Source organism: Bacillus sp. FSL M8-0071 (genome assembly GCF_037975455.1).
Classification (GTDB): domain Bacteria; phylum Bacillota; class Bacilli; order Bacillales; family Bacillaceae; genus Bacillus; species Bacillus subtilis.
Genome location: NZ_CP150256.1, coordinates 72,607 through 94,704, shown reverse-complemented (window position 1 = coordinate 94,704; position 22,098 = coordinate 72,607). Strand labels below are relative to the sequence as shown.

The 22,098-nt window shown below is 45.8% G+C and carries 18 protein-coding genes and 2 rRNA genes; all 20 read right to left on the bottom strand.

Annotation, left to right across the window (positions count from 1 at the left end; genetic code table 11):
• Position 1 precedes the first annotated feature (1 nt).
• The 20 genes from MKX71_RS00490 to MKX71_RS00395 all read right to left on the bottom strand — a co-directional run bounded on the left by MKX71_RS00490 (position 2) and on the right by MKX71_RS00395 (position 22,080).
• Positions 2 to 2,929: ribosomal RNA gene (locus MKX71_RS00490) — 23S ribosomal RNA — on the bottom strand.
• 170 nt (positions 2,930 to 3,099) lie between these two features.
• Positions 3,100 to 4,649: ribosomal RNA gene (locus tag MKX71_RS00485) — 16S ribosomal RNA — on the bottom strand.
• The 16S and 23S rRNA genes sit together here, the layout of an rRNA operon.
• A gap of 310 nt (positions 4,650 to 4,959) precedes the next feature.
• Positions 4,960 to 6,459, bottom strand: a complete 1,500-nt coding sequence (gene lysS, locus MKX71_RS00480; protein ID WP_003226674.1) for a lysine--tRNA ligase — start codon at positions 6,457 to 6,459, stop codon at positions 4,960 to 4,962.
• 91 nt (positions 6,460 to 6,550) lie between these two features.
• Entirely contained in the window at positions 6,551 to 7,552 is a 1,002-nt protein-coding gene (dusB, locus tag MKX71_RS00475; RefSeq protein ID WP_014475588.1) for a tRNA dihydrouridine synthase DusB, read from the bottom strand.
• A gap of 23 nt (positions 7,553 to 7,575) precedes the next feature.
• Positions 7,576 to 7,785, bottom strand: coding sequence for a helix-turn-helix transcriptional regulator (locus MKX71_RS00470; protein ID WP_003226678.1), 210 nt, complete (start codon positions 7,783 to 7,785; stop codon positions 7,576 to 7,578).
• Positions 7,737 to 8,240 (bottom strand): 2-amino-4-hydroxy-6-hydroxymethyldihydropteridine diphosphokinase, encoded by a 504-nt coding sequence (gene folK / locus MKX71_RS00465; RefSeq protein ID WP_003242690.1) that lies wholly within the window; start codon positions 8,238 to 8,240, stop codon positions 7,737 to 7,739. The genes MKX71_RS00470 and folK overlap by 49 nt, the downstream gene beginning before the upstream one ends.
• Complete coding sequence (folB, locus tag MKX71_RS00460) at positions 8,237 to 8,599, bottom strand: dihydroneopterin aldolase (RefSeq protein ID WP_014478613.1); 363 nt, start codon at positions 8,597 to 8,599, stop codon at positions 8,237 to 8,239. The genes folK and folB overlap by 4 nt, the downstream gene beginning before the upstream one ends.
• Positions 8,592 to 9,449 carry a dihydropteroate synthase gene (gene folP / locus MKX71_RS00455; RefSeq protein ID WP_003242672.1) on the bottom strand — a complete coding sequence of 286 codons (858 nt, stop codon included), beginning with the start codon at positions 9,447 to 9,449 and terminating at the stop codon, positions 8,592 to 8,594. Before folP ends, folB begins: the two co-directional genes overlap by 8 nt.
• Positions 9,431 to 10,312 (bottom strand): aminodeoxychorismate lyase, encoded by an 882-nt coding sequence (gene pabC / locus MKX71_RS00450; protein WP_116316717.1) that lies wholly within the window; start codon positions 10,310 to 10,312, stop codon positions 9,431 to 9,433. The genes folP and pabC overlap by 19 nt, the downstream gene beginning before the upstream one ends.
• Complete coding sequence (gene pabA, locus MKX71_RS00445; protein WP_076458803.1) at positions 10,312 to 10,896, bottom strand: aminodeoxychorismate/anthranilate synthase component II; 585 nt, start codon at positions 10,894 to 10,896, stop codon at positions 10,312 to 10,314. Before pabA ends, pabC begins: the two co-directional genes overlap by 1 nt.
• Before the next feature lie 13 nt (positions 10,897 to 10,909).
• Positions 10,910 to 12,322, bottom strand: coding sequence for an anthranilate synthase component I family protein (locus tag MKX71_RS00440; RefSeq protein WP_192858150.1), 1,413 nt, complete (start codon positions 12,320 to 12,322; stop codon positions 10,910 to 10,912).
• Between the two features lie 166 nt (positions 12,323 to 12,488).
• Positions 12,489 to 13,415 (bottom strand): cysteine synthase A, encoded by a 927-nt coding sequence (gene cysK, locus MKX71_RS00435; protein WP_015715109.1) that lies wholly within the window; start codon positions 13,413 to 13,415, stop codon positions 12,489 to 12,491.
• Between the two features lie 75 nt (positions 13,416 to 13,490).
• A complete protein-coding gene (locus MKX71_RS00430; protein ID WP_003226693.1) occupies positions 13,491 to 14,384 on the bottom strand; it encodes a peptidyl-prolyl cis-trans isomerase in 894 nt (297 codons plus the stop codon).
• 46 nt (positions 14,385 to 14,430) lie between these two features.
• Complete coding sequence (gene hslO, locus MKX71_RS00425) at positions 14,431 to 15,306, bottom strand: redox-regulated molecular chaperone HslO (protein ID WP_003226695.1); 876 nt, start codon at positions 15,304 to 15,306, stop codon at positions 14,431 to 14,433.
• Between the two features lie 11 nt (positions 15,307 to 15,317).
• Positions 15,318 to 16,094: a type III pantothenate kinase gene (locus tag MKX71_RS00420; RefSeq protein WP_010886388.1), complete on the bottom strand. Its 777-nt coding sequence runs from the start codon at positions 16,092 to 16,094 to the stop codon at positions 15,318 to 15,320.
• 194 nt (positions 16,095 to 16,288) lie between these two features.
• Entirely contained in the window at positions 16,289 to 18,202 is a 1,914-nt protein-coding gene (ftsH, locus tag MKX71_RS00415; protein WP_003243881.1) for an ATP-dependent zinc metalloprotease FtsH, read from the bottom strand.
• 97 nt (positions 18,203 to 18,299) lie between these two features.
• Positions 18,300 to 18,842: a hypoxanthine phosphoribosyltransferase gene (gene hpt / locus MKX71_RS00410; RefSeq protein ID WP_003226700.1), complete on the bottom strand. Its 543-nt coding sequence runs from the start codon at positions 18,840 to 18,842 to the stop codon at positions 18,300 to 18,302.
• Positions 18,839 to 20,257, bottom strand: a complete 1,419-nt coding sequence (tilS, locus tag MKX71_RS00405) for a tRNA lysidine(34) synthetase TilS (protein ID WP_198879165.1) — start codon at positions 20,255 to 20,257, stop codon at positions 18,839 to 18,841. Before tilS ends, hpt begins: the two co-directional genes overlap by 4 nt.
• A gap of 103 nt (positions 20,258 to 20,360) precedes the next feature.
• Positions 20,361 to 21,377, bottom strand: coding sequence for a serine/threonine protein kinase PrkT (gene prkT, locus MKX71_RS00400; protein ID WP_327847547.1), 1,017 nt, complete (start codon positions 21,375 to 21,377; stop codon positions 20,361 to 20,363).
• Positions 21,343 to 22,080 carry a VWA domain-containing protein gene (locus MKX71_RS00395; protein ID WP_003243782.1) on the bottom strand — a complete coding sequence of 246 codons (738 nt, stop codon included), beginning with the start codon at positions 22,078 to 22,080 and terminating at the stop codon, positions 21,343 to 21,345. The genes prkT and MKX71_RS00395 overlap by 35 nt, the downstream gene beginning before the upstream one ends.
• Positions 22,081 to 22,098: the final 18 nt, after the last annotated feature.

Genomic DNA, 22,098 nt, shown 5'->3' with positions numbered 1-22,098 from the left:
TATGGTTAAGTCCTCGATCGATTAGTATCTGTCAGCTCCATGTGTCGCCACACTTCCACCTCAGACCTATCAACCTGATCATCTTTCAGGGATCTTACTTCCTTGCGGAATGGGAAATCTCATCTTGAGGGGGGCTTCATGCTTAGATGCTTTCAGCACTTATCCCGTCCGCACATAGCTACCCAGCGATGCCCTTGGCAGAACAACTGGTACACCAGCGGTGCGTCCATCCCGGTCCTCTCGTACTAAGGACAGCTCCTCTCAAATTTCCTGCGCCCGCGACGGATAGGGACCGAACTGTCTCACGACGTTCTGAACCCAGCTCGCGTACCGCTTTAATGGGCGAACAGCCCAACCCTTGGGACCGACTACAGCCCCAGGATGCGATGAGCCGACATCGAGGTGCCAAACCTCCCCGTCGATGTGGACTCTTGGGGGAGATAAGCCTGTTATCCCCGGGGTAGCTTTTATCCGTTGAGCGATGGCCCTTCCATGCGGAACCACCGGATCACTAAGCCCGACTTTCGTCCCTGCTCGACTTGTAGGTCTCGCAGTCAAGCTCCCTTGTGCCTTTACACTCTGCGAATGATTTCCAACCATTCTGAGGGAACCTTTGGGCGCCTCCGTTACCTTTTAGGAGGCGACCGCCCCAGTCAAACTGCCCACCTGACACTGTCTCCCCGCCCGATAAGGGCGGCGGGTTAGAAGGTCAATACAGCCAGGGTAGTATCCCACCGATGCCTCCACCGAAGCTGGCGCTCCGGTTTCCAAGGCTCCTACCTATCCTGTACAAGCTGTACCAACATTCAATATCAGGCTGCAGTAAAGCTCCACGGGGTCTTTCCGTCCTGTCGCGGGTAACCTGCATCTTCACAGGTACTATAATTTCACCGAGTCTCTCGTTGAGACAGTGCCCAGATCGTTGCGCCTTTCGTGCGGGTCGGAACTTACCCGACAAGGAATTTCGCTACCTTAGGACCGTTATAGTTACGGCCGCCGTTTACTGGGGCTTCAATTCGCACCTTCGCTTACGCTAAGCGCTCCTCTTAACCTTCCAGCACCGGGCAGGCGTCAGCCCCTATACTTCGCCTTACGGCTTCGCAGAGACCTGTGTTTTTGCTAAACAGTCGCCTGGGCCTATTCACTGCGGCTCTCTCGGGCTTGCACCCTAACAGAGCACCCCTTCTCCCGAAGTTACGGGGTCATTTTGCCGAGTTCCTTAACGAGAGTTCTCTCGATCACCTTAGGATTCTCTCCTCGCCTACCTGTGTCGGTTTGCGGTACGGGCACCTCTCACCTCGCTAGAGGCTTTTCTTGGCAGTGTGGAATCAGGAACTTCGCTACTATATTTCGCTCGCCATCACAGCTCAGCCTTATGGGAAACGGATTTGCCTATTTCCCAGCCTAACTGCTTGGACGCGGATATCCAATACCGCGCTTACCCTATCCTCCTGCGTCCCCCCATTGCTCAAATGGTGAGGAGGTGGTACAGGAATATCAACCTGTTGTCCATCGCCTACGCCTTTCGGCCTCGGCTTAGGTCCCGACTAACCCTGAGCGGACGAGCCTTCCTCAGGAAACCTTAGGCATTCGGTGGAGGGGATTCTCACCCCTCTTTCGCTACTCATACCGGCATTCTCACTTCTAAGCGCTCCACCAGTCCTTCCGGTCTGGCTTCACAGCCCTTAGAACGCTCTCCTACCACTGTTCGAAGAACAGTCCGCAGCTTCGGTGATACGTTTAGCCCCGGTACATTTTCGGCGCAGAGTCACTCGACCAGTGAGCTATTACGCACTCTTTAAATGGTGGCTGCTTCTAAGCCAACATCCTGGTTGTCTAAGCAACTCCACATCCTTTTCCACTTAACGTATACTTTGGGACCTTAGCTGGCGGTCTGGGCTGTTTCCCTTTCGACTACGGATCTTATCACTCGCAGTCTGACTCCCAAGGATAAGTCATTGGCATTCGGAGTTTGACTGAATTCGGTAACCCGGTAGGGGCCCCTAGTCCAATCAGTGCTCTACCTCCAAGACTCTTACCTTGAGGCTAGCCCTAAAGCTATTTCGGAGAGAACCAGCTATCTCCAGGTTCGATTGGCATTTCACCCCTACCCACACCTCATCCCCGCACTTTTCAACGTGCGTGGGTTCGGGCCTCCATTCAGTGTTACCTGAACTTCACCCTGGACATGGGTAGATCACCTGGTTTCGGGTCTACGACCACGTACTCATGCGCCCTATTCAGACTCGCTTTCGCTGCGGCTCCGCATCTTCTGCTTAACCTTGCACGGGATCGTAACTCGCCGGTTCATTCTACAAAAGGCACGCCATCACCCGTTAACGGGCTCTGACTACTTGTAGGCACACGGTTTCAGGATCTCTTTCACTCCCCTTCCGGGGTGCTTTTCACCTTTCCCTCACGGTACTGGTTCACTATCGGTCACTAGGGAGTATTTAGCCTTGGGAGATGGTCCTCCCGGATTCCGACGGAATTTCACGTGTTCCGCCGTACTCAGGATCCACTCAGGAGAGAACGAAGTTTTGACTACAGGGCTGTTACCTCCTATGGCGGGCCTTTCCAGACCTCTTCATCTACCTCGTTCTTTTGTAACTCCGTACAGAGTGTCCTACAACCCCAAGAGGCAAGCCTCTTGGTTTGGGCTAATCCCGTTTCGCTCGCCGCTACTCAGGGAATCGCATTTGCTTTCTCTTCCTCCGGGTACTTAGATGTTTCAGTTCCCCGGGTCTGCCTTCTCATATCCTATGAATTCAGATATGGATACCACTCCATTACGAGTGGTGGGTTTCCCCATTCGGAAATCTCCGGATCAAAGCTTGCTTACAGCTCCCCGAAGCATATCGGTGTTCGTCCCGTCCTTCATCGGCTCCTAGTGCCAAGGCATCCACCGTGCGCCCTTTCTAACTTAACCGTTAAAAAGAATCACTATGTGATATCTTGTGTTACTAATTGAATGTGATGTCTACTGTTATCTAGTTTTCAAAGAACACGTTTCGAAGGAATGATCCTTCAAAACTAAACAAGACAGGGAACGTTCTGTTTATAAGACCCAAGGTCTTATATTCCGTATAATATCCTTAGAAAGGAGGTGATCCAGCCGCACCTTCCGATACGGCTACCTTGTTACGACTTCACCCCAATCATCTGTCCCACCTTCGGCGGCTGGCTCCTAAAAGGTTACCTCACCGACTTCGGGTGTTACAAACTCTCGTGGTGTGACGGGCGGTGTGTACAAGGCCCGGGAACGTATTCACCGCGGCATGCTGATCCGCGATTACTAGCGATTCCAGCTTCACGCAGTCGAGTTGCAGACTGCGATCCGAACTGAGAACAGATTTGTGGGATTGGCTTAACCTCGCGGTTTCGCTGCCCTTTGTTCTGTCCATTGTAGCACGTGTGTAGCCCAGGTCATAAGGGGCATGATGATTTGACGTCATCCCCACCTTCCTCCGGTTTGTCACCGGCAGTCACCTTAGAGTGCCCAACTGAATGCTGGCAACTAAGATCAAGGGTTGCGCTCGTTGCGGGACTTAACCCAACATCTCACGACACGAGCTGACGACAACCATGCACCACCTGTCACTCTGCCCCCGAAGGGGACGTCCTATCTCTAGGATTGTCAGAGGATGTCAAGACCTGGTAAGGTTCTTCGCGTTGCTTCGAATTAAACCACATGCTCCACCGCTTGTGCGGGCCCCCGTCAATTCCTTTGAGTTTCAGTCTTGCGACCGTACTCCCCAGGCGGAGTGCTTAATGCGTTAGCTGCAGCACTAAGGGGCGGAAACCCCCTAACACTTAGCACTCATCGTTTACGGCGTGGACTACCAGGGTATCTAATCCTGTTCGCTCCCCACGCTTTCGCTCCTCAGCGTCAGTTACAGACCAGAGAGTCGCCTTCGCCACTGGTGTTCCTCCACATCTCTACGCATTTCACCGCTACACGTGGAATTCCACTCTCCTCTTCTGCACTCAAGTTCCCCAGTTTCCAATGACCCTCCCCGGTTGAGCCGGGGGCTTTCACATCAGACTTAAGAAACCGCCTGCGAGCCCTTTACGCCCAATAATTCCGGACAACGCTTGCCACCTACGTATTACCGCGGCTGCTGGCACGTAGTTAGCCGTGGCTTTCTGGTTAGGTACCGTCAAGGTACCGCCCTATTCGAACGGTACTTGTTCTTCCCTAACAACAGAGCTTTACGATCCGAAAACCTTCATCACTCACGCGGCGTTGCTCCGTCAGACTTTCGTCCATTGCGGAAGATTCCCTACTGCTGCCTCCCGTAGGAGTCTGGGCCGTGTCTCAGTCCCAGTGTGGCCGATCACCCTCTCAGGTCGGCTACGCATCGTTGCCTTGGTGAGCCGTTACCTCACCAACTAGCTAATGCGCCGCGGGTCCATCTGTAAGTGGTAGCCGAAGCCACCTTTTATGTTTGAACCATGCGGTTCAAACAACCATCCGGTATTAGCCCCGGTTTCCCGGAGTTATCCCAGTCTTACAGGCAGGTTACCCACGTGTTACTCACCCGTCCGCCGCTAACATCAGGGAGCAAGCTCCCATCTGTCCGCTCGACTTGCATGTATTAGGCACGCCGCCAGCGTTCGTCCTGAGCCAGGATCAAACTCTCCGATAAAGTAGTTTGACTGACTACGCACATCGCTGTGCGATTTTTAAAAACTGAATTAACAGGTACGTTTTGTCTTGTTTAGTTTTCAAAGATCATTTTGTTCACTTCGTTCAAGCGACTTTATTATTATAACTCGTTGACTCAGTGAAGTCAATAACTTTTTTTGAAGTTCTTTTTTTCGTTATCGCCTTGTTTAGCGGCAACGAATAATAATATACCACCTAGTAAATAATAGTGCAATAGTTTTTTTGAAGAAATACTAAGGAATTTAAAAAGAGCGGCATCCTTTCCCTATGGAGGATACCGCTCTTCTTTATTAGCGTTGTCTCATTTGCGGGAATAACAGCACATCGCGAATAGAAGGGGCATTCGTCAGCAGCATAACCAGACGGTCGATACCGATGCCTAAACCTCCTGTTGGCGGCATACCGTATTCCAGAGCTTCAACAAAGTCTTCATCCATTAGATGAGCTTCATCATTACCGGCTTCACGCTCTTTTAATTGCGCTTCAAAGCGTTCTCTTTGATCAATAGGATCATTCAGCTCTGTAAACGCGTTGGCATGTTCACGGCCAACGATAAACAGCTCAAAACGGTCTGTAAAACGCGGGTCCTCAGGGTTTTTCTTAGCAAGAGGAGAAATTTCTACAGGATGCCCGTAAATAAACGTTGGCTGAATAAGCGTTTCTTCAATTTTTTGTTCGAAGAATTCGTTGATGATATGGCCTACTGTCATAGAGTCTTTAATTTCTACTCCATGTTCTTTTGCATATTCACGCGCCTGTTCAACAGTAACCTCTTCCCAGAAATCAACGCCGGTCGCTTCTTTGACTGCGTCAACCATATGGATTCTTTTCCACTCCGGTTTAAGGTCGATTTGCTCTTCCCCGTATTGAATCGTAGTTGTGCCAAGCACTTCTTGGGCGATATGAGCGACAAGGTTTTCAGTTAAGCTCATGATATCTTTATAGTCCGCATATGCTTCATATAACTCAATCATTGTAAATTCAGGGTTATGGCGTGTAGAGACACCTTCGTTACGGAAAACACGGCCGATTTCATATACTTTTTCTAAACCGCCGACAATTAGACGTTTTAGGTGCAGTTCGATAGCAATACGCATATAGAGTGGAATGTCTAACGCGTTGTGGTGAGTGATAAACGGACGTGCAGAAGCTCCCCCAGGAATGCTGTGCATTGTAGGTGTTTCTACTTCTAAGTATCCATGATCATCAAGGTATCTTCTCATAGCTTGAATGATCTTGCTTCGTGTAATAAACGTATGTTTGCTGTCTGGGTTTACGATAAGATCCAGGTAGCGCTGACGGTAGCGCTGCTCAACGTCTTTTAAACCATGGTATTTGTCAGGAAGCGGACGAAGCGCTTTTGTCAGCAATTCAAAGGAAGTTGCTTTAACAGACAATTCGCCTACATTTGTTTTGAAGACTTTTCCGGTTACGCCGATAAGATCACCGAGGTCAGAAGACTTGAAGATTTCATATTGGTCGTCACCGACACTGTCTTTTCTTACGTAGATTTGGATTTGGCCTTCTAAATCCTGAAGATGGGCAAAGCCGGCTTTTCCTTTGCCGCGTTTTGTCATCATGCGGCCTGCGATTGTAACTTCAATCGCTTTTTCTTCCAACTCTTCTTTGGTTAGATCTTGATATGCCGAAATAACTTCTTGAGACTGATGAGTTCTTTCAAAACGTGCGCCGAATGGATCGATGCCGTTATCTCTCAGCTGATTCATTTTATCGCGTCTGACTTGCAGCTGATCATTCAATTCTTCATGGTTATGCTCTTCTTGACTCATTGTTATCACTCCATTACAGATATTGTTTCATGAAAAAAGCAGAAAAACTGCCAGCGTAAAACTAGCAGTGAGCAGCAAATAGAGGTGAGTATTATCCTACTTTTGCATTTTGAAGCTCTTTTGCCTCAACTTCAACCGTAAATGCATCTAAAAGCTGTACAAACTCTTCTCTCGTCTCGCAATGATTGATTTCATTACGAACGTTCGCATTGCCTTTCACGCCTTTCAGATACCATGCAGCGTGCTTTCTCATTTCTCTTACCGCTACGTTTTCACCTTTTAAGTCAATCAGGCGGTCAAGATGCAGTTTGCATACGGCCATTTTTTCGCGTACTTGCGGCTCTTCTTTTAATTCACCTGTTTCAAGATACTGAACCGTACGGTAAATCATCCACGGGTTGCCCAATGCAGCGCGTCCGATCATAACCCCGTCTACTCCTGTCTCATCGAGCATACGCTTAGCATCCTGCGGTGTCTTAACATCGCCGTTTCCGATAACCGGAATCGATACTGATTGTTTTACTTCTTTGATGATATCCCAGTTTGCCGTTCCTTCGTACATCTGCACTCTCGTACGGCCGTGAAGCGCAACTGCTTTACCGCCCGCACGTTCTACAGCCTGTGCATTTTTCACTGCGAAAATGTGGTCTTCATCCCAGCCCATTCTCATTTTCACTGTAACTGGTTTATTAACAGCATCCACTACTGCAGAAACCATTTCGTAAATCTTATCAGGATCGAGAAGCCATTTGGCTCCCGCATCGCATTTTGTAATCTTCGGCACGGGACATCCCATGTTAATATCAATGATATCAGCAGTTGTGTTTTGGTCTACAAACTTCGCCGCTTCCACAAGGGTTTCCTTTTTTCCTCCGAAAATTTGAAGGCTCAGTGGTTTCTCACGTTCATCAATATAAAGCATACCCATTGTTCTTGCATTGTTGTAAAGGATCGCTTTGTCACTGACCATTTCAGCGCATACCAATCCGGCTCCGAATTCCTTTACAGTCAATCTGAACGCAGAGTTGCAGACACCAGCCATAGGTGCGAGCACAACCCGGTTTTTCAATTGAATATCTCCGATTTTGAACAATTTTTCTCCTCCTTTCATTTGTTCTATTTTTCTGGCGGCGCCAATTCGTCCGCACTTATATTTAAAACATCTGCTGCATCTTGAATGATGGCAGCTGACGGCAATCGGTTTCCGCGTTCAATTTCGCCGAGAATAGAAACTGATATACCTAATGCTTTTGCAAATCCTTCTTGAGTATAACCTTTCAGCTTTCTGAATGCACGAATTCGTCTACCCCAGATTTCTGCTTCCATACTCTTACACCTTCTTGGTCTGTTTCGGCGCTTGTAGCCTCTTTTTCAACCTGCTGGCAAATTTCCGCAAGCGGCGCAAGGACAAACAAACGCTCATACATTCTCGGATGCGGAACAATTAGTTGCTCTGTTTCAATATTTTCACGATTAAATAACAAAATGTCAAGGTCTGCCGTCCGCGGCCCCCATCTTACTTCCCTTGTTCTGCCTAATTCATTTTCTATCTGCTGCGTCAGTTCAAGGAGTTCAAAAGGGTTCAGTGATGTCTTGATTTCAACAGCCATATTCAAAAATTGAGCTTGATCTTCGTATCCGACCGGGTCAGTTTCGTAAATAGACGACACTTTAGTGACTGTCACCGCAGCATGCTGATGCAGTAAAGCCACTGCTTGCCTTAAATACGTTTCTCTATCTCCAATATTAGATCCAAGTGCAATATAAGCTATGTTGTTCATGACTTTTTTCTCGTAATTTCAATTGCTACTGATTTATAGTGTCCGGGAATTGGCGGGTCTGGCTTAATCACTTTCACCGTACATTGCTGAACAGGCTGAAATTTTTCGAGAACAGTGCCAGCAATACGTTCCGCCAGCGTTTCTACCAATTTTACAGGCTCCCCTTCCACGATATCTTTACATACGTGATAGAGCTCAGCATAGTTGATCGTTTGCTCAAGGTCGTCTGTTTGTCCGGCTTTGCTTAAATCCAGCTCAGCGGTTAAATCGACTTTAAACCGCTGGCCAAGTTTGTTTTCTTCTTTGAACACACCGTGATATCCGTAAAACTCCATACCTTCTACATAAACTTTATCCATGGTGCACCCCTCCCTTATTCAGCATCGCGTCCATCATTTTCGCCATTCTGGCAATTTGCTTTACATCATGGACCCTGACAATGTCACAGCCTTTTTGAATGCCGAGACACACAGTCGCGCCTGTGCCCTCAGCCCGCTCCTCAGGCGGAAGATCCAGAACACGTCCGATGAATCTTTTTCGGGAGGTTGCCAGAAGAACCGGATACCCCAGCCCGCTGAAAATCTCTAGTTTGTTCATCACTGCCAAGTTATCGTGATAGGTTTTCGCGAAACCGATACCGGGATCAAGAATAATGTTCTTCTCGTCTACTCCGGCCTCAACAGCAATTTTTACACTCTCCATTAAGTCCGACAGCATATCCGGCAATAAGTCATTGTAGTTTCTTTCAGGGCGGTTATGCATGAGTACAATTGGAACATTATGTTCAGCTGCAACGGAAGCCATCTTCGGATCATGTTTGGCTCCCCAAATATCATTGATAATGGATGCACCGGCTTTCACTGCTTCATCCGCGACAGAAGCCTTGTACGTGTCTACAGAAATAGGAACACCAAGCTCTTTCGTAATCCGCTCAATCACCGGAATGACTCTGGACATCTCCTCATCCTCAGATACGCACTCAGCGCCAGGCCTTGTCGATTCCCCTCCAATATCAATGATATGGGCACCATCATCGATCATCTCTTTCGCGTGCAGCAGCGCCTTGTCCAAGCTGTCATATTTTCCGCCGTCCGAGAAAGAGTCAGGCGTTACGTTTAAAATTCCCATCACCAGCGTCTTCTCTTTATATGATAAAGCGCTGGGCTTAGTGTGGATTACTTGTGTTTGATCTATTGTGTGCTGCGCCATGCTCTTCCTCCCTTTTCATGAATCATGTTCTTTATTTCTTTTTTGTATAACAATTGAAGAGCGGAGGTTGCTTCTCCGCTTTGGCTTCCATAGTTTACTTCTTCTATTTTAGTAAACGGGATGATTTCAAGAACCGAGTTCGTCATCCACGCTTCGTCAGCTGTCAAGAGAGCTTCTAGCTCATATCGGCCCGTTTTGAGCTCCAGGCCGATATCCTTTGCATTTTCTATGATAAAACGTCTCGTGACGCCGTCCAGAATACCAGTATCAAGCGATGGCGTATAGATACAACGACCTTTTCTCCAAAAGACATTAGATATGATACCCTCTGCAACAGCTCCATCCTCCGTTAGGAAAATTCCCTCGACACGCGGATCATTTCCAATTTCCCGTTTCGCATACATATTATTTAGATAATGATGAGATTTTAACCGGAACGATCCCTCAGGAGTGTTTCTCCGTATCGATAAAACCTTCCCTTCTTTTTGCAAAGGAAGGCTTTCTGGATTCAGCTGATTCACAAAGCATAAAACGGTCGGCTTATCGTACGTCTGGGCGACAAAGCCTTTATCGCTGATCCCCGCTGATATGTTCAGTCTGACGCGGGCATTGCCATCCTTGATATCATTTAGCTTAAGCAGCTTGTCCAGCATCTCAAGGATCTCATGCTTTGAAACAGTATATTCGATTTGCAGATCCTTAAGCGCGCGTTCAAGCCTTTCTATATGCCAATCAAGCAAAAACGGGCAGCCTTCGTAGAGCCTGAAGGTTTCGAAAACACCGATCCCATATAAAAACCCATGGTCAAAAGGAGAAAGAACTGCATCTTTCTCCTCCATATACCGGCCGTTCACATATATCATCACGCAAAAACTTCCTTGCGATATGTCTCAATAAAATTTCTGAGCATTTCTTTCCCAAAGGAGGTCATAATAGACTCTGGGTGAAATTGCACGCCCTCTATCGGGAGGTCATTGTGGCGAATAGCCATGATTTCTCCTTCTTTCGTTTGTGCTGTTACTGTAAAACAGCTTGGCAGCGTCTCAGGTTTTACGATCAGCGAGTGGTATCGCGTCGCAACAAGGGGATTTTTCAACCCTTCAAAAATGGTTTTGCCGTCATGCTCGATATCCGAGGTTTTCCCGTGCATAAGCCGTTCTGCCCTAACAACATCACCACCGAACACTTGTGCGATGGACTGATGTCCGAGACATACACCGAAAATAGGAATTTTCCCTGCGAAATGTTTAATTGCTTCGAGGCTGATTCCCGCCTCATCAGGGCTGCACGGTCCGGGAGATATCATCAGAAAGTCCGGAGACAGTTCTTCAATTTCATCGATTGTGATGCTGTCATTGCGTTTCACAACCAGCTCTTCCCCAAGCTCGCCCAAATACTGTACCAAGTTGTACGTGAATGAATCGTAGTTATCAATCATTAAAATCATTTCTCCGCTCACCTCATCTAATTTTTGTCTCTTCTTCGCTCAGCTCTAATGCTCTTTGCATCGCAAAAGCTTTTTTGAATGATTCCTTGTATTCGTGCTTCGGAACAGAATCAATCACAACTCCTGCGCCGGACTGCATAAATGCCTGCCCTCCGGTTGCATAAATGGTTCGAATGACGATATTAAACTGCAGATCGTGATTATATCCAAACCATCCTATAGATCCAGTATAAAGCCCTCGGCGTGTCGGCTCAAGTTCTTCTATAATTTCCATCGTTCTTACTTTCGGTGCACCAGTAATGGTTCCTCCGGGAAACACAGCATGAATAATATCTACAGCATCATACCCATCCTGCAGTTCACCTTGGACATTAGACACAATGTGCATCACATGCGAGTATTTTTCAATTGCCATGAATTCATTTACGCGAACAGACCCGTAACGTGATACTCTTCCCAGATCATTTCGCTCAAGATCAACCAGCATGACATGTTCCGCGCGTTCTTTTTCATTGTGTATCAATTCGTTTGCAAGCGCCTCGTCTTCTTCATTTGTTTTCCCTCTGGAACGGGTGCCCGCAATCGGTCTCGTCTCTAATAGCTTGCCCTTTTTGCTGACAAGCAGTTCAGGCGATCCGCAAATGATTTGGAAATCAGGTGTTTCTAAATACGCCATATAAGGAGAAGGATTTACTTCTCTCAAGGTTTTGTAAATTTGATATGGGTGGGCAGACAGTGACTGTGACTGCCTTATTGATAGATTGACTTGAAACACATCTCCGCTGGCAATGTATTGTTTGATTTTCTCTACAGCTTGTGAGAACCCATCCTCGGTAAATGGCGCCGCGAAGGAACCATCTGTTTCAGGCTTCATCTCTCGCGAAGAGACAGCGGGAAGCTCAGTCAACCACATCTGCTCTAACTCAGATAGCTTCACATCCGCTGTTTCCTGATCAGAACCATTAACATGAGTAATCAGCCATAGAGACTCTTCTTGATGGTCATAAACTGCTATATCATCAAAAACAAGAAAATAAATATCTGGTGTTTCTAGATCATCTAACGAGAGCATTTTAAAATTTTCAATGTACCGTGCGTAATCATAGCTGAGAAACCCGATTGCCCCGCCTTGAAAGTCAGGGAACTCATGATTCGTTTCTGTTTCCAGCGTTTTAAACCAGCTGTGGAAGGCCCTTAATGGATCACCTTCTTTAAACAGCATCTCATCACCATGCTTAATTGTAGTTATTCCGTCTTTTCCTTTCACAGTTGCAATTGGATCAAGACCGGCTATACTATATCTGCCGCCTCTTGCACTTTCGAGAAGTACATGATGTTTCCGGGATTGCGCAAGTTTCTCAAATTGTTGTAAGAATGAGTCTTTTTGAAAAGGTATTTTTTTGCCTGCCGGTCTGCGTTGTGCCATTTGTATCATTCCTCTATTTTCTTTTTTACTTGTTTTTAATTGTAAAGCAATGTGGTTAGTGAAAAAAGTGAATTTCTCTTCCAAGAATAACATTCGTCGCAGACATGGCATATTTGATGCACGAAATATAAAAAAACTCCCGGCAGACCGGGAGTTTTGGCTTTTTTTAATCGAATTGATACAGCGGCGTGCTTAGATAACGTTCGCCGTTACTTGGAATGATGGCCAATACTTTTTTGCCTTTTCCGAGTTTTTTTGCTACTTGAAGAGCAGCATAAATTGCCGCACCTGATGAGATGCCTCCGAGAATTCCTTCTTCACGTGCAGCTCTGCGGGCATATTCGAATGCTTCTTCATTCTTCACAGGGAAGATTTCATCATATACTTCAGTGTTTAAGATGTCCGGCACGAATCCAGCTCCTATTCCCTGAATTTTGTGGGGGCCTGGTTTTCCTCCTGAAAGCACTGGGGAATCTGACGGTTCAACAGCATAAATCTTGATGGAAGGGTATGCTTCCTTCAGCACTTCGCCCGCTCCCGTAATCGTTCCGCCCGTTCCGATTCCGGCTACAAATGCGTCAAGCGGGTCATCACCGAATTGCTCAACGATTTCTTTACCCGTTGTTTGGCGGTGAATTTCTGGGTTAGAAGGGTTGTTAAACTGCTGCGGCACAAAGTATCCGTGCTTTTCAGCAAGCTCTTCAGCTTTCTTAATGGCACCTTTCATGCCTTCCGCACCAGGAGTCAGCACAAGTTCAGCACCGTATGCGCGAAGAAGGTTGCGGCGCTCCATGCTCATTGTATCAGGCATAACCAAAATGGCTTTTAATCCTTTAGCAGCAGCAACCATTGCAAGCCCGATTCCAGTATTTCCGCTTGTCGGTTCAATGATTGTATCACCGGCTTTTAATTTTCCTTCTTTTTCAGCCGCTTCAATCATGGCTAAACCGATACGGTCTTTTACACTGCTTCCAGGGTTCATGTATTCAAGTTTTAGATATACATCCGCACTGTTTTCATCTGCAAGGCGATTTAATTTAACGATTGGCGTATTCCCAATTAATTCAGTAATGGAGTTTGCTACACGTACCATTCTCGACACCTCAATTTCCGACTATTTGTATTGGTATTATGTATATAATCTATCAATTTCAAAATTTTTTGTCAATCACTTAGTACTTTTTTCCCCATAAAACCAAGATACATCGGCTTCTTTCCAAAGTGTCTTAACTGTCGCTTTATCGCCTAGCTGATCCATTGCGATTTGCCGTCTGATCTGGTCCTTTACTTCATCAAATGAGAACGTTCTTGCCTTTAGTTTTTCTTTCAGCTGGATAATGGCATATCCGTTGCTGACCTTTATTGGTTCCTGAGACCATTCATCCTCTTTGAGTGTTTTCGCCTCTTCAATGTATGCTGATGGAATGTTGTCTGATGCCTCTGTGACAAAACCTAAATCTCCGCCGTATGGTGATGTATATCTGTCAGTGGATCTTTCGGCAGCGACAGCTTCAAAGCTTGATCCGCCTTTCAGTTCTTTCAGGACTTCTCTCGCTTCTTCTTCATCTTTTACAACAATGTGCCGAATTCGATACGAATCATCAAACTGATATAGTTCCTTATTTTTATGATAGAATGATTCCAATTCTTTGTTTGAGATATCGATATCCCTTGTTAACAATTCCTCAAGGAGGATATTATAACGAATTTGGTCTTTCCACTCTTTCTCCGTCGTATGTTCATCTTCGTAAAAGGAATTATTGACCGCTTTAATCAGCAAAAACTCACGATCAACTTCGCTTTTGGATATTTTAAGGTTGTTCTTTTTAGCCAGCTGCTCAACAACTCGGACATTGATCATATCTTCAAGCGTTGACTTACCATACTGATCTTCCATTTCTTTCAGCCATTCTTCTCTTGTCACACTCTTGCCCCCGATAGTCGCAATAGACTCACCGGATGACGATGCGCCGGCTTGGGATTTCGTCAGCGTATATGCAACAGCAATACAGCAAACCAACAGCGCCCCTAAAATAATGGTCCAGATTGTTCTTGATTTCAAACCTGCTTTCAGCCCCTTTTCTCAAATTAAAAACCCGCTAAAGAGCTTAGCGGGTAGTTTGGTCACGAAGCCCTTCCAGCTCTTCTTTTGTAAATAAGTACTTTTCATTACAAAAATGGCATACTGCTTCGGCTTGTCCATCTTCTTCTATCATATCTTGAATTTCTTTTTTGCCTAGTCCTAAAATGGCTGTTTCGAACCGTTCTTTTGAACAAGGGCAATGGAATCTGACAGGCATCGTTTCCAAAATCTCAGGTTTCTCGCCTAGGACTTCTTCTAAAATTTCTTCTGGTGTCAGCCCTTTCTGGATGAGCTTAGAAATCGGCTCTACTTGAGATAGACGCTGTTCAATTTTTGTGATTGTTTCATCATCTGTTCCCGGCATCAGCTGAATAATAAAGCCCCCTGCCGCAAGAATGGTATTGTCAGGATTCACGAGCACACCTACGCCCACTGATGAAGGAACCTGCTCAGATGATACAAGATAGTAAGTGAAATCATCTCCTAATTCTCCTGAAACGATTTCTACTTGTCCTGTGAAGAACTCGCGCAAACCTAAATCTTTTACGACACTTAACGTTCCGTTTGTTCCAACCGCACGTCTGACATCAAGCTTGCCTTGTTCATTTAAATCAAAATGAACTTGCGGGTTAGAGACATAGGCTCTGACTTCTCCTTTGGCATTGGCATCAGCTACAATAGCTCCGATCGGACCTCCGCCCTCGATTTTCACGGTCAGCTTATCATCGCCCTTCAGCATAGCGCCGAGCATGAGTGAAGCTGTCATTGTGCGTCCCAATGCAGCGGATGCTGTCGGCCACGTACCATGGCGTCTCTGCCCCTCATTTACCATATCAGTCGTTCTCGCCGCATAAGCCCGAACTTTTCCGTCATACGCAAGTGCTTTTACTAAATAATCCATTACTAAACCTCCTATACACTTCCTACGCGGTTTCTTTCATAAATCAATTCCAGCCCTTTTAGGGTTAAGAATGGATCAACGATGTCTATACAATCTGATTCGTTCGCAATGAGCGGCGCCAGGCCTCCTGTCGCAATGACCTTTGGTTCCTGTTTTGCCTGCCATTTCATTCGCTTAACGATTCCTTCCACTTGGCCGACATAGCCAAATAAAATCCCAGATTGCATCGCGCTAACAGTGTTTTTTCCGATAATATTGTCGGGCCGGGTGATTTCGATACGCGGAAGCTTTGCTGCACGCGAGTAAAGCGCCTCTGTCGAAATTGTAATCCCAGGGGCAATCGCCCCGCCCATGTATTGTTTGTTTTCATCAATATAGCAGTACGTTGTAGCGGTTCCGAAATCGACAACAATTAATGGATTGCCGTACAAGTGTATCGCAGCGACAGCATTTACGATTCTGTCTGCCCCCACTTCTTTCGGATTGTCATATTTTATATTTAAACCGGTTTTCATACCTGGACCAACAATTTGAGGCTCGATATGAAAGTATTTTGTGCACATTCTTTCTAACGCAAACATGATTGGCGGCACTACTGACGAAATAATAATGCCATCTATCTGTTCAAACATAAGCCCGGAGTGATCAAATAAGGAGCGCAAAATCATCCCAAACTCATCTTCTGTTTTATGCCTGCTTGTTTCTATACGCCAGTGATATTCTAATTTTCCATCATGATATACACCAAGTACAGTATTGGTGTTCCCCACATCGATAACCAGTAACAACCTCTATCACCACTTTTGAATAGTTTCTCTACTTTACTTTTTACAAACATTCTACAATACCATACACGATCAGCGGCTCATTTGTAAACAAATCGATACCAGAATTGGATGATTGTAAAAGCCGCAGCTGAGCCCATCATTTACATAAAAAAACTGCCAGCGTCAGCCGGCAGTTTTTTTAGAAAGAAAGCGAATTACTCCTTCGTATCGTCTTTCTTTTCTTCTGTTTTTGTCAGAATGTTTACTTTCACATCATCGTTCTTTTCATCATCTGAGAAATTACGCTCAGGTAATGTTCCATGATCGATAAGGTGTTTGATTTGTTCAGCGTCAAGCGTTTCAACTTTCAGAAGCGTTTGGGCAATCAATTCAAGCTTGTCACGATTTTCAGTCAGGATTTGTTTCGCACGCTCATAACATTCTTTGATGATGCGCTGAATTTCCTGATCAATTTCGTAAGCGATTTGATCACTGTAGTTCTGTTCGTTGTTGAAATCACGGCCTAAGAATACCTGACCGCCCTGAGACTGTCCAAATTGCAACGGTCCCAGTTTTTCTGACATACCGAATTCCGTAACCATTCGTCTTGCAATATTCGTCGCACGCTGGAAGTCATTGTGCGCCCCTGTGCTGACTTCACCGAAGATAATCTCTTCAGCAACACGTCCGCCCAAGAGGCCGACAATTTTATCAAGCAGCTCCGGCTTTGTTTGGAAATAACGGTCTTCTCTTGGCAGCATAACAGCATAACCGCCAGCCTGGCCCCGAGGAACAATCGTTACTTTATGCACCATATCTGCCTCATCTAAAACGAGACCGATAACGGTGTGTCCGCCTTCGTGATAAGCCACGATATTGCGTTCTTTCTTGGAGATAACGCGGCTCTTCTTAGCGGGTCCGGCAATTACACGGTCCGTCGCTTCGTCAATATCACGCGCATCGATTTTTTTCTTGTTTTGACGAGCCGCTACAAGAGCAGCTTCATTCAAGAGGTTTTCTAAGTCAGCGCCTGAGAAGCCTGGTGTTCTCATGGCAATTGATTTTAGGTTAACCGTTTCATCCAGCGGTTTGTTTCTCGCATGGACTTTCAATACAGCTTCACGGCCAATGACATCTGGGCGGTCCACTGTGATTTGACGGTCAAAACGTCCCGGACGAAGTAAGGCTGGGTCCAAGATGTCCGCACGGTTCGTCGCAGCAATGATGATAATTCCTTCATTAGCGCTGAATCCGTCCATTTCAACAAGCAATTGGTTTAGCGTCTGTTCACGTTCATCGTGTCCACCGCCGAGACCAGCGCCACGCTGGCGTCCGACTGCGTCAATTTCATCAATGAAGATCAAACAAGGCGCATTCTTTTTCGCATTTTCAAACAAGTCACGCACACGGGAAGCACCGACCCCTACAAACATTTCAACGAAATCAGATCCGCTGATGCTGAAGAAAGGTACGCCGGCTTCTCCTGCACAAGCCTTGGCAAGCAATGTTTTACCGGTACCCGGAGGTCCGACTAAAAGCACGCCTTTCGGTATTCTGGCGCCGAGCTCGGCAAACTTGCGGGGATCTTTCAGAAACTCAACAACTTCAACAAGTTCTTGCTTTTCTTCGTCAGCCCCTGCAACGTCTTTAAATTTGACGCGTTTCTTTTCCTCTGTATACAGCTTCGCTTTACTCTTGCCAAAGTTCATGACACGGCTGCCGCCGCCTTGAGCCTGATTGAGCAGGAAGAAAAACAGAATAAAGATAATGACAAATGGGATGATGGTCGTCAGGAACGTCACCCATCCGCTTGTTTCTTGCGCGGGCTCAACCTTTACGTCTGTCTTTTTCAAAGCGTTAAATATCTGGTCTGCTCCCTTTCCTTCAGGAACATGAGTCAAAAAGTATTGATCTTTGTCGTAGTTTTTCAGCTGCCCTTTTACCTCATAAACACCTCTGACAGGCTGAACCGATACGCTATCAACTTTCCCGTCATCCAGGTTTTTGATGAACGTACTGTACGACATATTTTCTGTTTTCGGATTTGAGGTCTGGAAGTAGCTCACAACCCCGATTACTACTAATAAAATAAGTAAATAAAAAATGGTATTACGGAAGACCCGATTCATTCCTTACCTCCTCCCACAGTAAGCACAACTATGTTCAATAGTACCATAGAAAATCATTCCAATACAAACAATAACCATCTCGGAAGCAGGCTGCCGATCAGCTTTCATAAACTGCCGGTTTTAACACTCCGATATAAGGCAGATTGCGATAGCGCTCAGCATAATCAAGTCCGTAACCCACTACAAACGCGTCAGGAACTTCAAAACCGACAAAGTCTGCTTTGATGTCCGCTTTTCTTCCGCTCGGTTTATCCAAAAGGGTAACAATCTTAATTGATTTTGCTTTACGGTATCGGAAGAGCTCTACGAGATAACTTAAGGTTAACCCACTGTCGATGATATCTTCAATAATTAAGATGTCCCGGCCCTCTACAGATGTATCCAAATCTTTAATGATTTTTACTTCTCCAGAAGAAACCGTAGAATTTCCGTAGCTTGATACATCCATGAAATCCATTTCCAAATATGTATCAATATGCTTGATAAGATCCGCCATAAAAGGAAGTGCTCCTTTTAACACACCGATTGCCAACGGAAATGTATCTTGATACTCGCTCGTTAATTCTGCACCTAACTCTTTTACTTTCTTTTGTATCTCTTCCTCTGAGATCAGTACTTTCTCGATATCATGTTTCATCATGATTTTGCTTGCCCCCTACACTTTTCATGCTGTCTATATTGTAATACAATGCGGTCGCTGTTTGGAATCACAAGATCTTCAAAAATTGATTTTTTCAAGCCAGGTATCCAGATAATTTCACCGCTTGCGTCCGTCACAATCGGCCAGTTGTCTCTTTCTTGGAGAGGCAGTTTCTTATCAATAAATATATCCTTTACCTTTTTTGAGCCGTTCATCCCTTTTAGTTTGATCCGGTCTCCAGCTTTTCTCGTCCGGATTGTTAAGGGAAATCGCACCTTTTTTTCACTTGTGATAAAAACAGCATTCCCATGTTCTTCAGGCGAGTCCGCATAATGCCTTGCCTCTATCAGATATCCATTAGGGAGCACTGCCGTTTCATCAGAAGCTCCGCTAATTTGGTATTCAAAGGGAACATTTTTGCACTGCCATTGTTCAAATGTAAACAAACATGTCTGATATGATTTGACCACCTTCAGCCCTTTCGGAAAGTCCAGTACTCCTGAAGGACTGCCATTTTCCGCCCAATCGAGAAACTGCTGAATGTGATGGGCTGAAAAGGATGATGGAACGTTTTCATAAAGATAGTTTAATATTAGTTGAACTCCTCTTCTTTGTAAAGGCATCGGGAGGGCAAGCAATTGAGAGGAATTGATTTCAACTGATGTATTAGACTGGCTTGTGATTACTTTATTCATTTCATCTTTCGTTAATGACTGTAAGAATTGCTCATCTTCCGTCAGTGCTTCACTCACTTTCTGAAACCTTTTATGCACATCCGGAGATTCCTGCTTCAAAAACGGGAGCACTGTTTTTCTGAATCTGTTTCTTGTGTAGTCATCTTTGGCGTTGCTTTCATCCGTCCGGTAGCTCAAGCCGTTTTCACGGCAATAGTGAAGGATCTCTTCCTTTGTAATGGTTAAGAACGGCCTGATGATCCGCCCCGTGCCAAAACGTCTAACCGGCTGCATTCCCGCAAGTCCCGTTCCAAGCGTACCCTTAGCCAGTTTCATAAGCATTGTTTCAACCTGATCATCACCATGATGCGCAAGAGCTAGATAGTCCGCTTGGTGCTTCGACATGATTTCCTCAAAAAACTGGTAGCGGCAATCGCGTGCTGCAGCCTGCTTATTGAGTCCTTTTTCCTGTGCATATGCGGTTACATTGATTTGAGCCGTTTCGCACACGAGCTGTTCAGCTTTACAATAAGCTTGGACAAAACGCATGTCCTCCTCGGATTCCGCACCTCTGAACCGATGGTCAACGTGAGCTGCAATAACATTCGCTGAACGGCCGCATAACGTATGCAACGCGTGAAGAAGAGCCATTGAGTCCGGACCGCCGGAAACGCCTACAATGATTGTCGCCCCTTTTAACGTAAGATTGTGTTTGTTTAAAAAATCTTTGACACTTTTCACAATGTCCTCCTCACAATGAGCAGGTATTTTAAAGATATTCATATCCTAACACTTTCAACCCCTCCAAGCAAAGAAGAAGCATAGGCTCTGCAGTTTGCACCATTCAGATTAAGAAAAAGATAATATAGGCGAAATAAAGCGCTAAAACACTGATCACGATCAGCGTTGTTTCAAATAACCCCCCCGACTTAGCCGGTTTCTGTTTTGGGGTATATCGCGTCTTCGTTATTTTTCCTTGGCGCGGTTTTTGCTGTCTTTGTCGTGTGGCAGGCTGCGGTGATGCTTTTATAGGCTGTTTTCTTTGTGCTGCTTTTTGCCCCGCGTCTAGCATATCCTTTTTCATTTCATCTGCGGATTGATAATCTCCGTTCAAGGCTGAAAAAAGCACTTTTTTATACTTTTGAAGCAGCGAGTTTCCTTCGATGAGAGACCTAAGCTGTTCTTTGGGCTGGCTCGTTTTCTTAAATTCTTTTTTATGCACACTGTTGATCATAATCATGGCAACTGCGAACAGATCATAGGATGGCTCTGCCTTCCTTGTTCCATACCCCCAATAGCCTCTGTCATAAAACTCCGTATACTCTTTTATCGCCCGGCCTTCCTTTGTCGTGCCGCCCACATCAATGCAGCGGATCCTTGCGGGCGGACCAGTTACGATCAGATTATCAGGTTTAAGATCGCCGAATATCCATCCTTGCTGGTGAAGCACCGATAAGCTGGATAACAGCTGAATCATTAATACAGGTATCCACTCTGCTCCTTTATCACTGACATACTTCAAAAGCAGCGGCCCTTTTATGTATTCCATTGCATAAAATGAAACTTTCGTATTGGTACCGGGAATATAAGCATCATCCGTATCAAAAAAAGAAGGCCCCATCGTAACGGACTGGGCCTTTGAGAAAGATTTCAAGACATTCACTTCAGAAGTAATAGACAGGCTGTCATCACTCACCTTTAAGGCAACATGTCCATCTGATGCTTCTGCCAAATACACAATTCCATTGGCCCCTTTACCAAGCTGTTTACGCAATGTATAAGTGTTTCCATTCCACTTGCCTTTGATTGTCGTACCCGGCTTGAGGCTACATGCCAAACTCGTCAAAGCGTCGTTCATCATCTGCCAGCATGCCCCTTCTTGAGCGTATTTTTTCAAACTGCAGTGTCGCTTCACGAATCGCCGGACCTGTCGGCGTGATGCCGCCTGTCGAAAGCTTTGCAAAGAGTGTGGAAAGAGATTGCAGCTTCGGTGTCCAGTTCAGCACAAGCTCGACCTCTTGTTTTTTCCCGGGAAATATACACATCGCAAATTCGTTATTCCCAATTCGGGAATTGAGGCTTACAGACAAATCAATCAGGGCCTCTTTTACTGTTGGAAGCTTTGGCGCCATACTTGCACTTGTATCAACAAGAACCAAAACCTGAAGATGCACCGTTTCTCCAAGCTCGTCTACCACTTCCATGACTTCGCCGCGTTTTTCCGGAGAAAGCTCTTCCATTTCCACATTCTTTCCGAGAATCTGTTTCAGTTCTTGATTGACTACACCTTGTAAGGTTTGCGTCATCGCTTTCTTTGTTACCATTTGAACAGTTTGTGAAAGCTGAGATGCATAAACGACTTGGTGCACGCCTCCTCCGGCAAGTGCAATCCCTTCGACTTCCTTCATTGCCTCAGGGTCAATTTGATTTTCTTCCATTATACCAATGACATTTACCGTAATCCCCTGCTCTTTAGCAAAAGCAGCCATTGCAAGCGGGTCTTCCCCATGGTTTGAGCAGCCATCCGTTATCAGCAAAATTTGATTTAAATGTCCGTTGTTCACATTCATTCCTCCTGGAGA

Excerpts from the sequence above, each read along its gene's own strand:
- lysS (WP_003226674.1), bottom strand. The coding sequence starts at position 6,459 with ATGAGTCAAGAAGAGCATAACCATGAAGAATTGAATGATCAGCTGCAA.
- MKX71_RS00470 (WP_003226678.1), bottom strand. The coding sequence starts at position 7,785 with ATGGAAGCAGAAATCTGGGGTAGACGAATTCGTGCATTCAGAAAGCTG.
- folK (WP_003242690.1), bottom strand. The coding sequence starts at position 8,240 with ATGAACAACATAGCTTATATTGCACTTGGATCTAATATTGGAGATAGA.
- folB (WP_014478613.1), bottom strand. The coding sequence starts at position 8,599 with ATGGATAAAGTTTATGTAGAAGGTATGGAGTTTTACGGATATCACGGT.
- folP (WP_003242672.1), bottom strand. The coding sequence starts at position 9,449 with ATGGCGCAGCACACAATAGATCAAACACAAGTAATCCACACTAAGCCC.
- pabC (WP_116316717.1), bottom strand. The coding sequence starts at position 10,312 with ATGATATATGTGAACGGCCGGTATATGGAGGAGAAAGATGCAGTTCTT.
- pabA (WP_076458803.1), bottom strand. The coding sequence starts at position 10,896 with ATGATTTTAATGATTGATAACTACGATTCATTCACGTACAACTTGGTA.
- MKX71_RS00440 (WP_192858150.1), bottom strand. The coding sequence starts at position 12,322 with ATGGCACAACGCAGACCGGCAGGCAAAAAAATACCTTTTCAAAAAGAC.
- cysK (WP_015715109.1), bottom strand. The coding sequence starts at position 13,415 with ATGGTACGTGTAGCAAACTCCATTACTGAATTAATTGGGAATACGCCA.
- hslO (WP_003226695.1), bottom strand. The coding sequence starts at position 15,306 with ATGGATTATTTAGTAAAAGCACTTGCGTATGACGGAAAAGTTCGGGCT.
- ftsH (WP_003243881.1), bottom strand. The coding sequence starts at position 18,202 with ATGAATCGGGTCTTCCGTAATACCATTTTTTATTTACTTATTTTATTA.
- hpt (WP_003226700.1), bottom strand. The coding sequence starts at position 18,842 with ATGATGAAACATGATATCGAGAAAGTACTGATCTCAGAGGAAGAGATA.
- prkT (WP_327847547.1), bottom strand. The coding sequence starts at position 21,377 with ATGATGAACGACGCTTTGACGAGTTTGGCATGTAGCCTCAAGCCGGGT.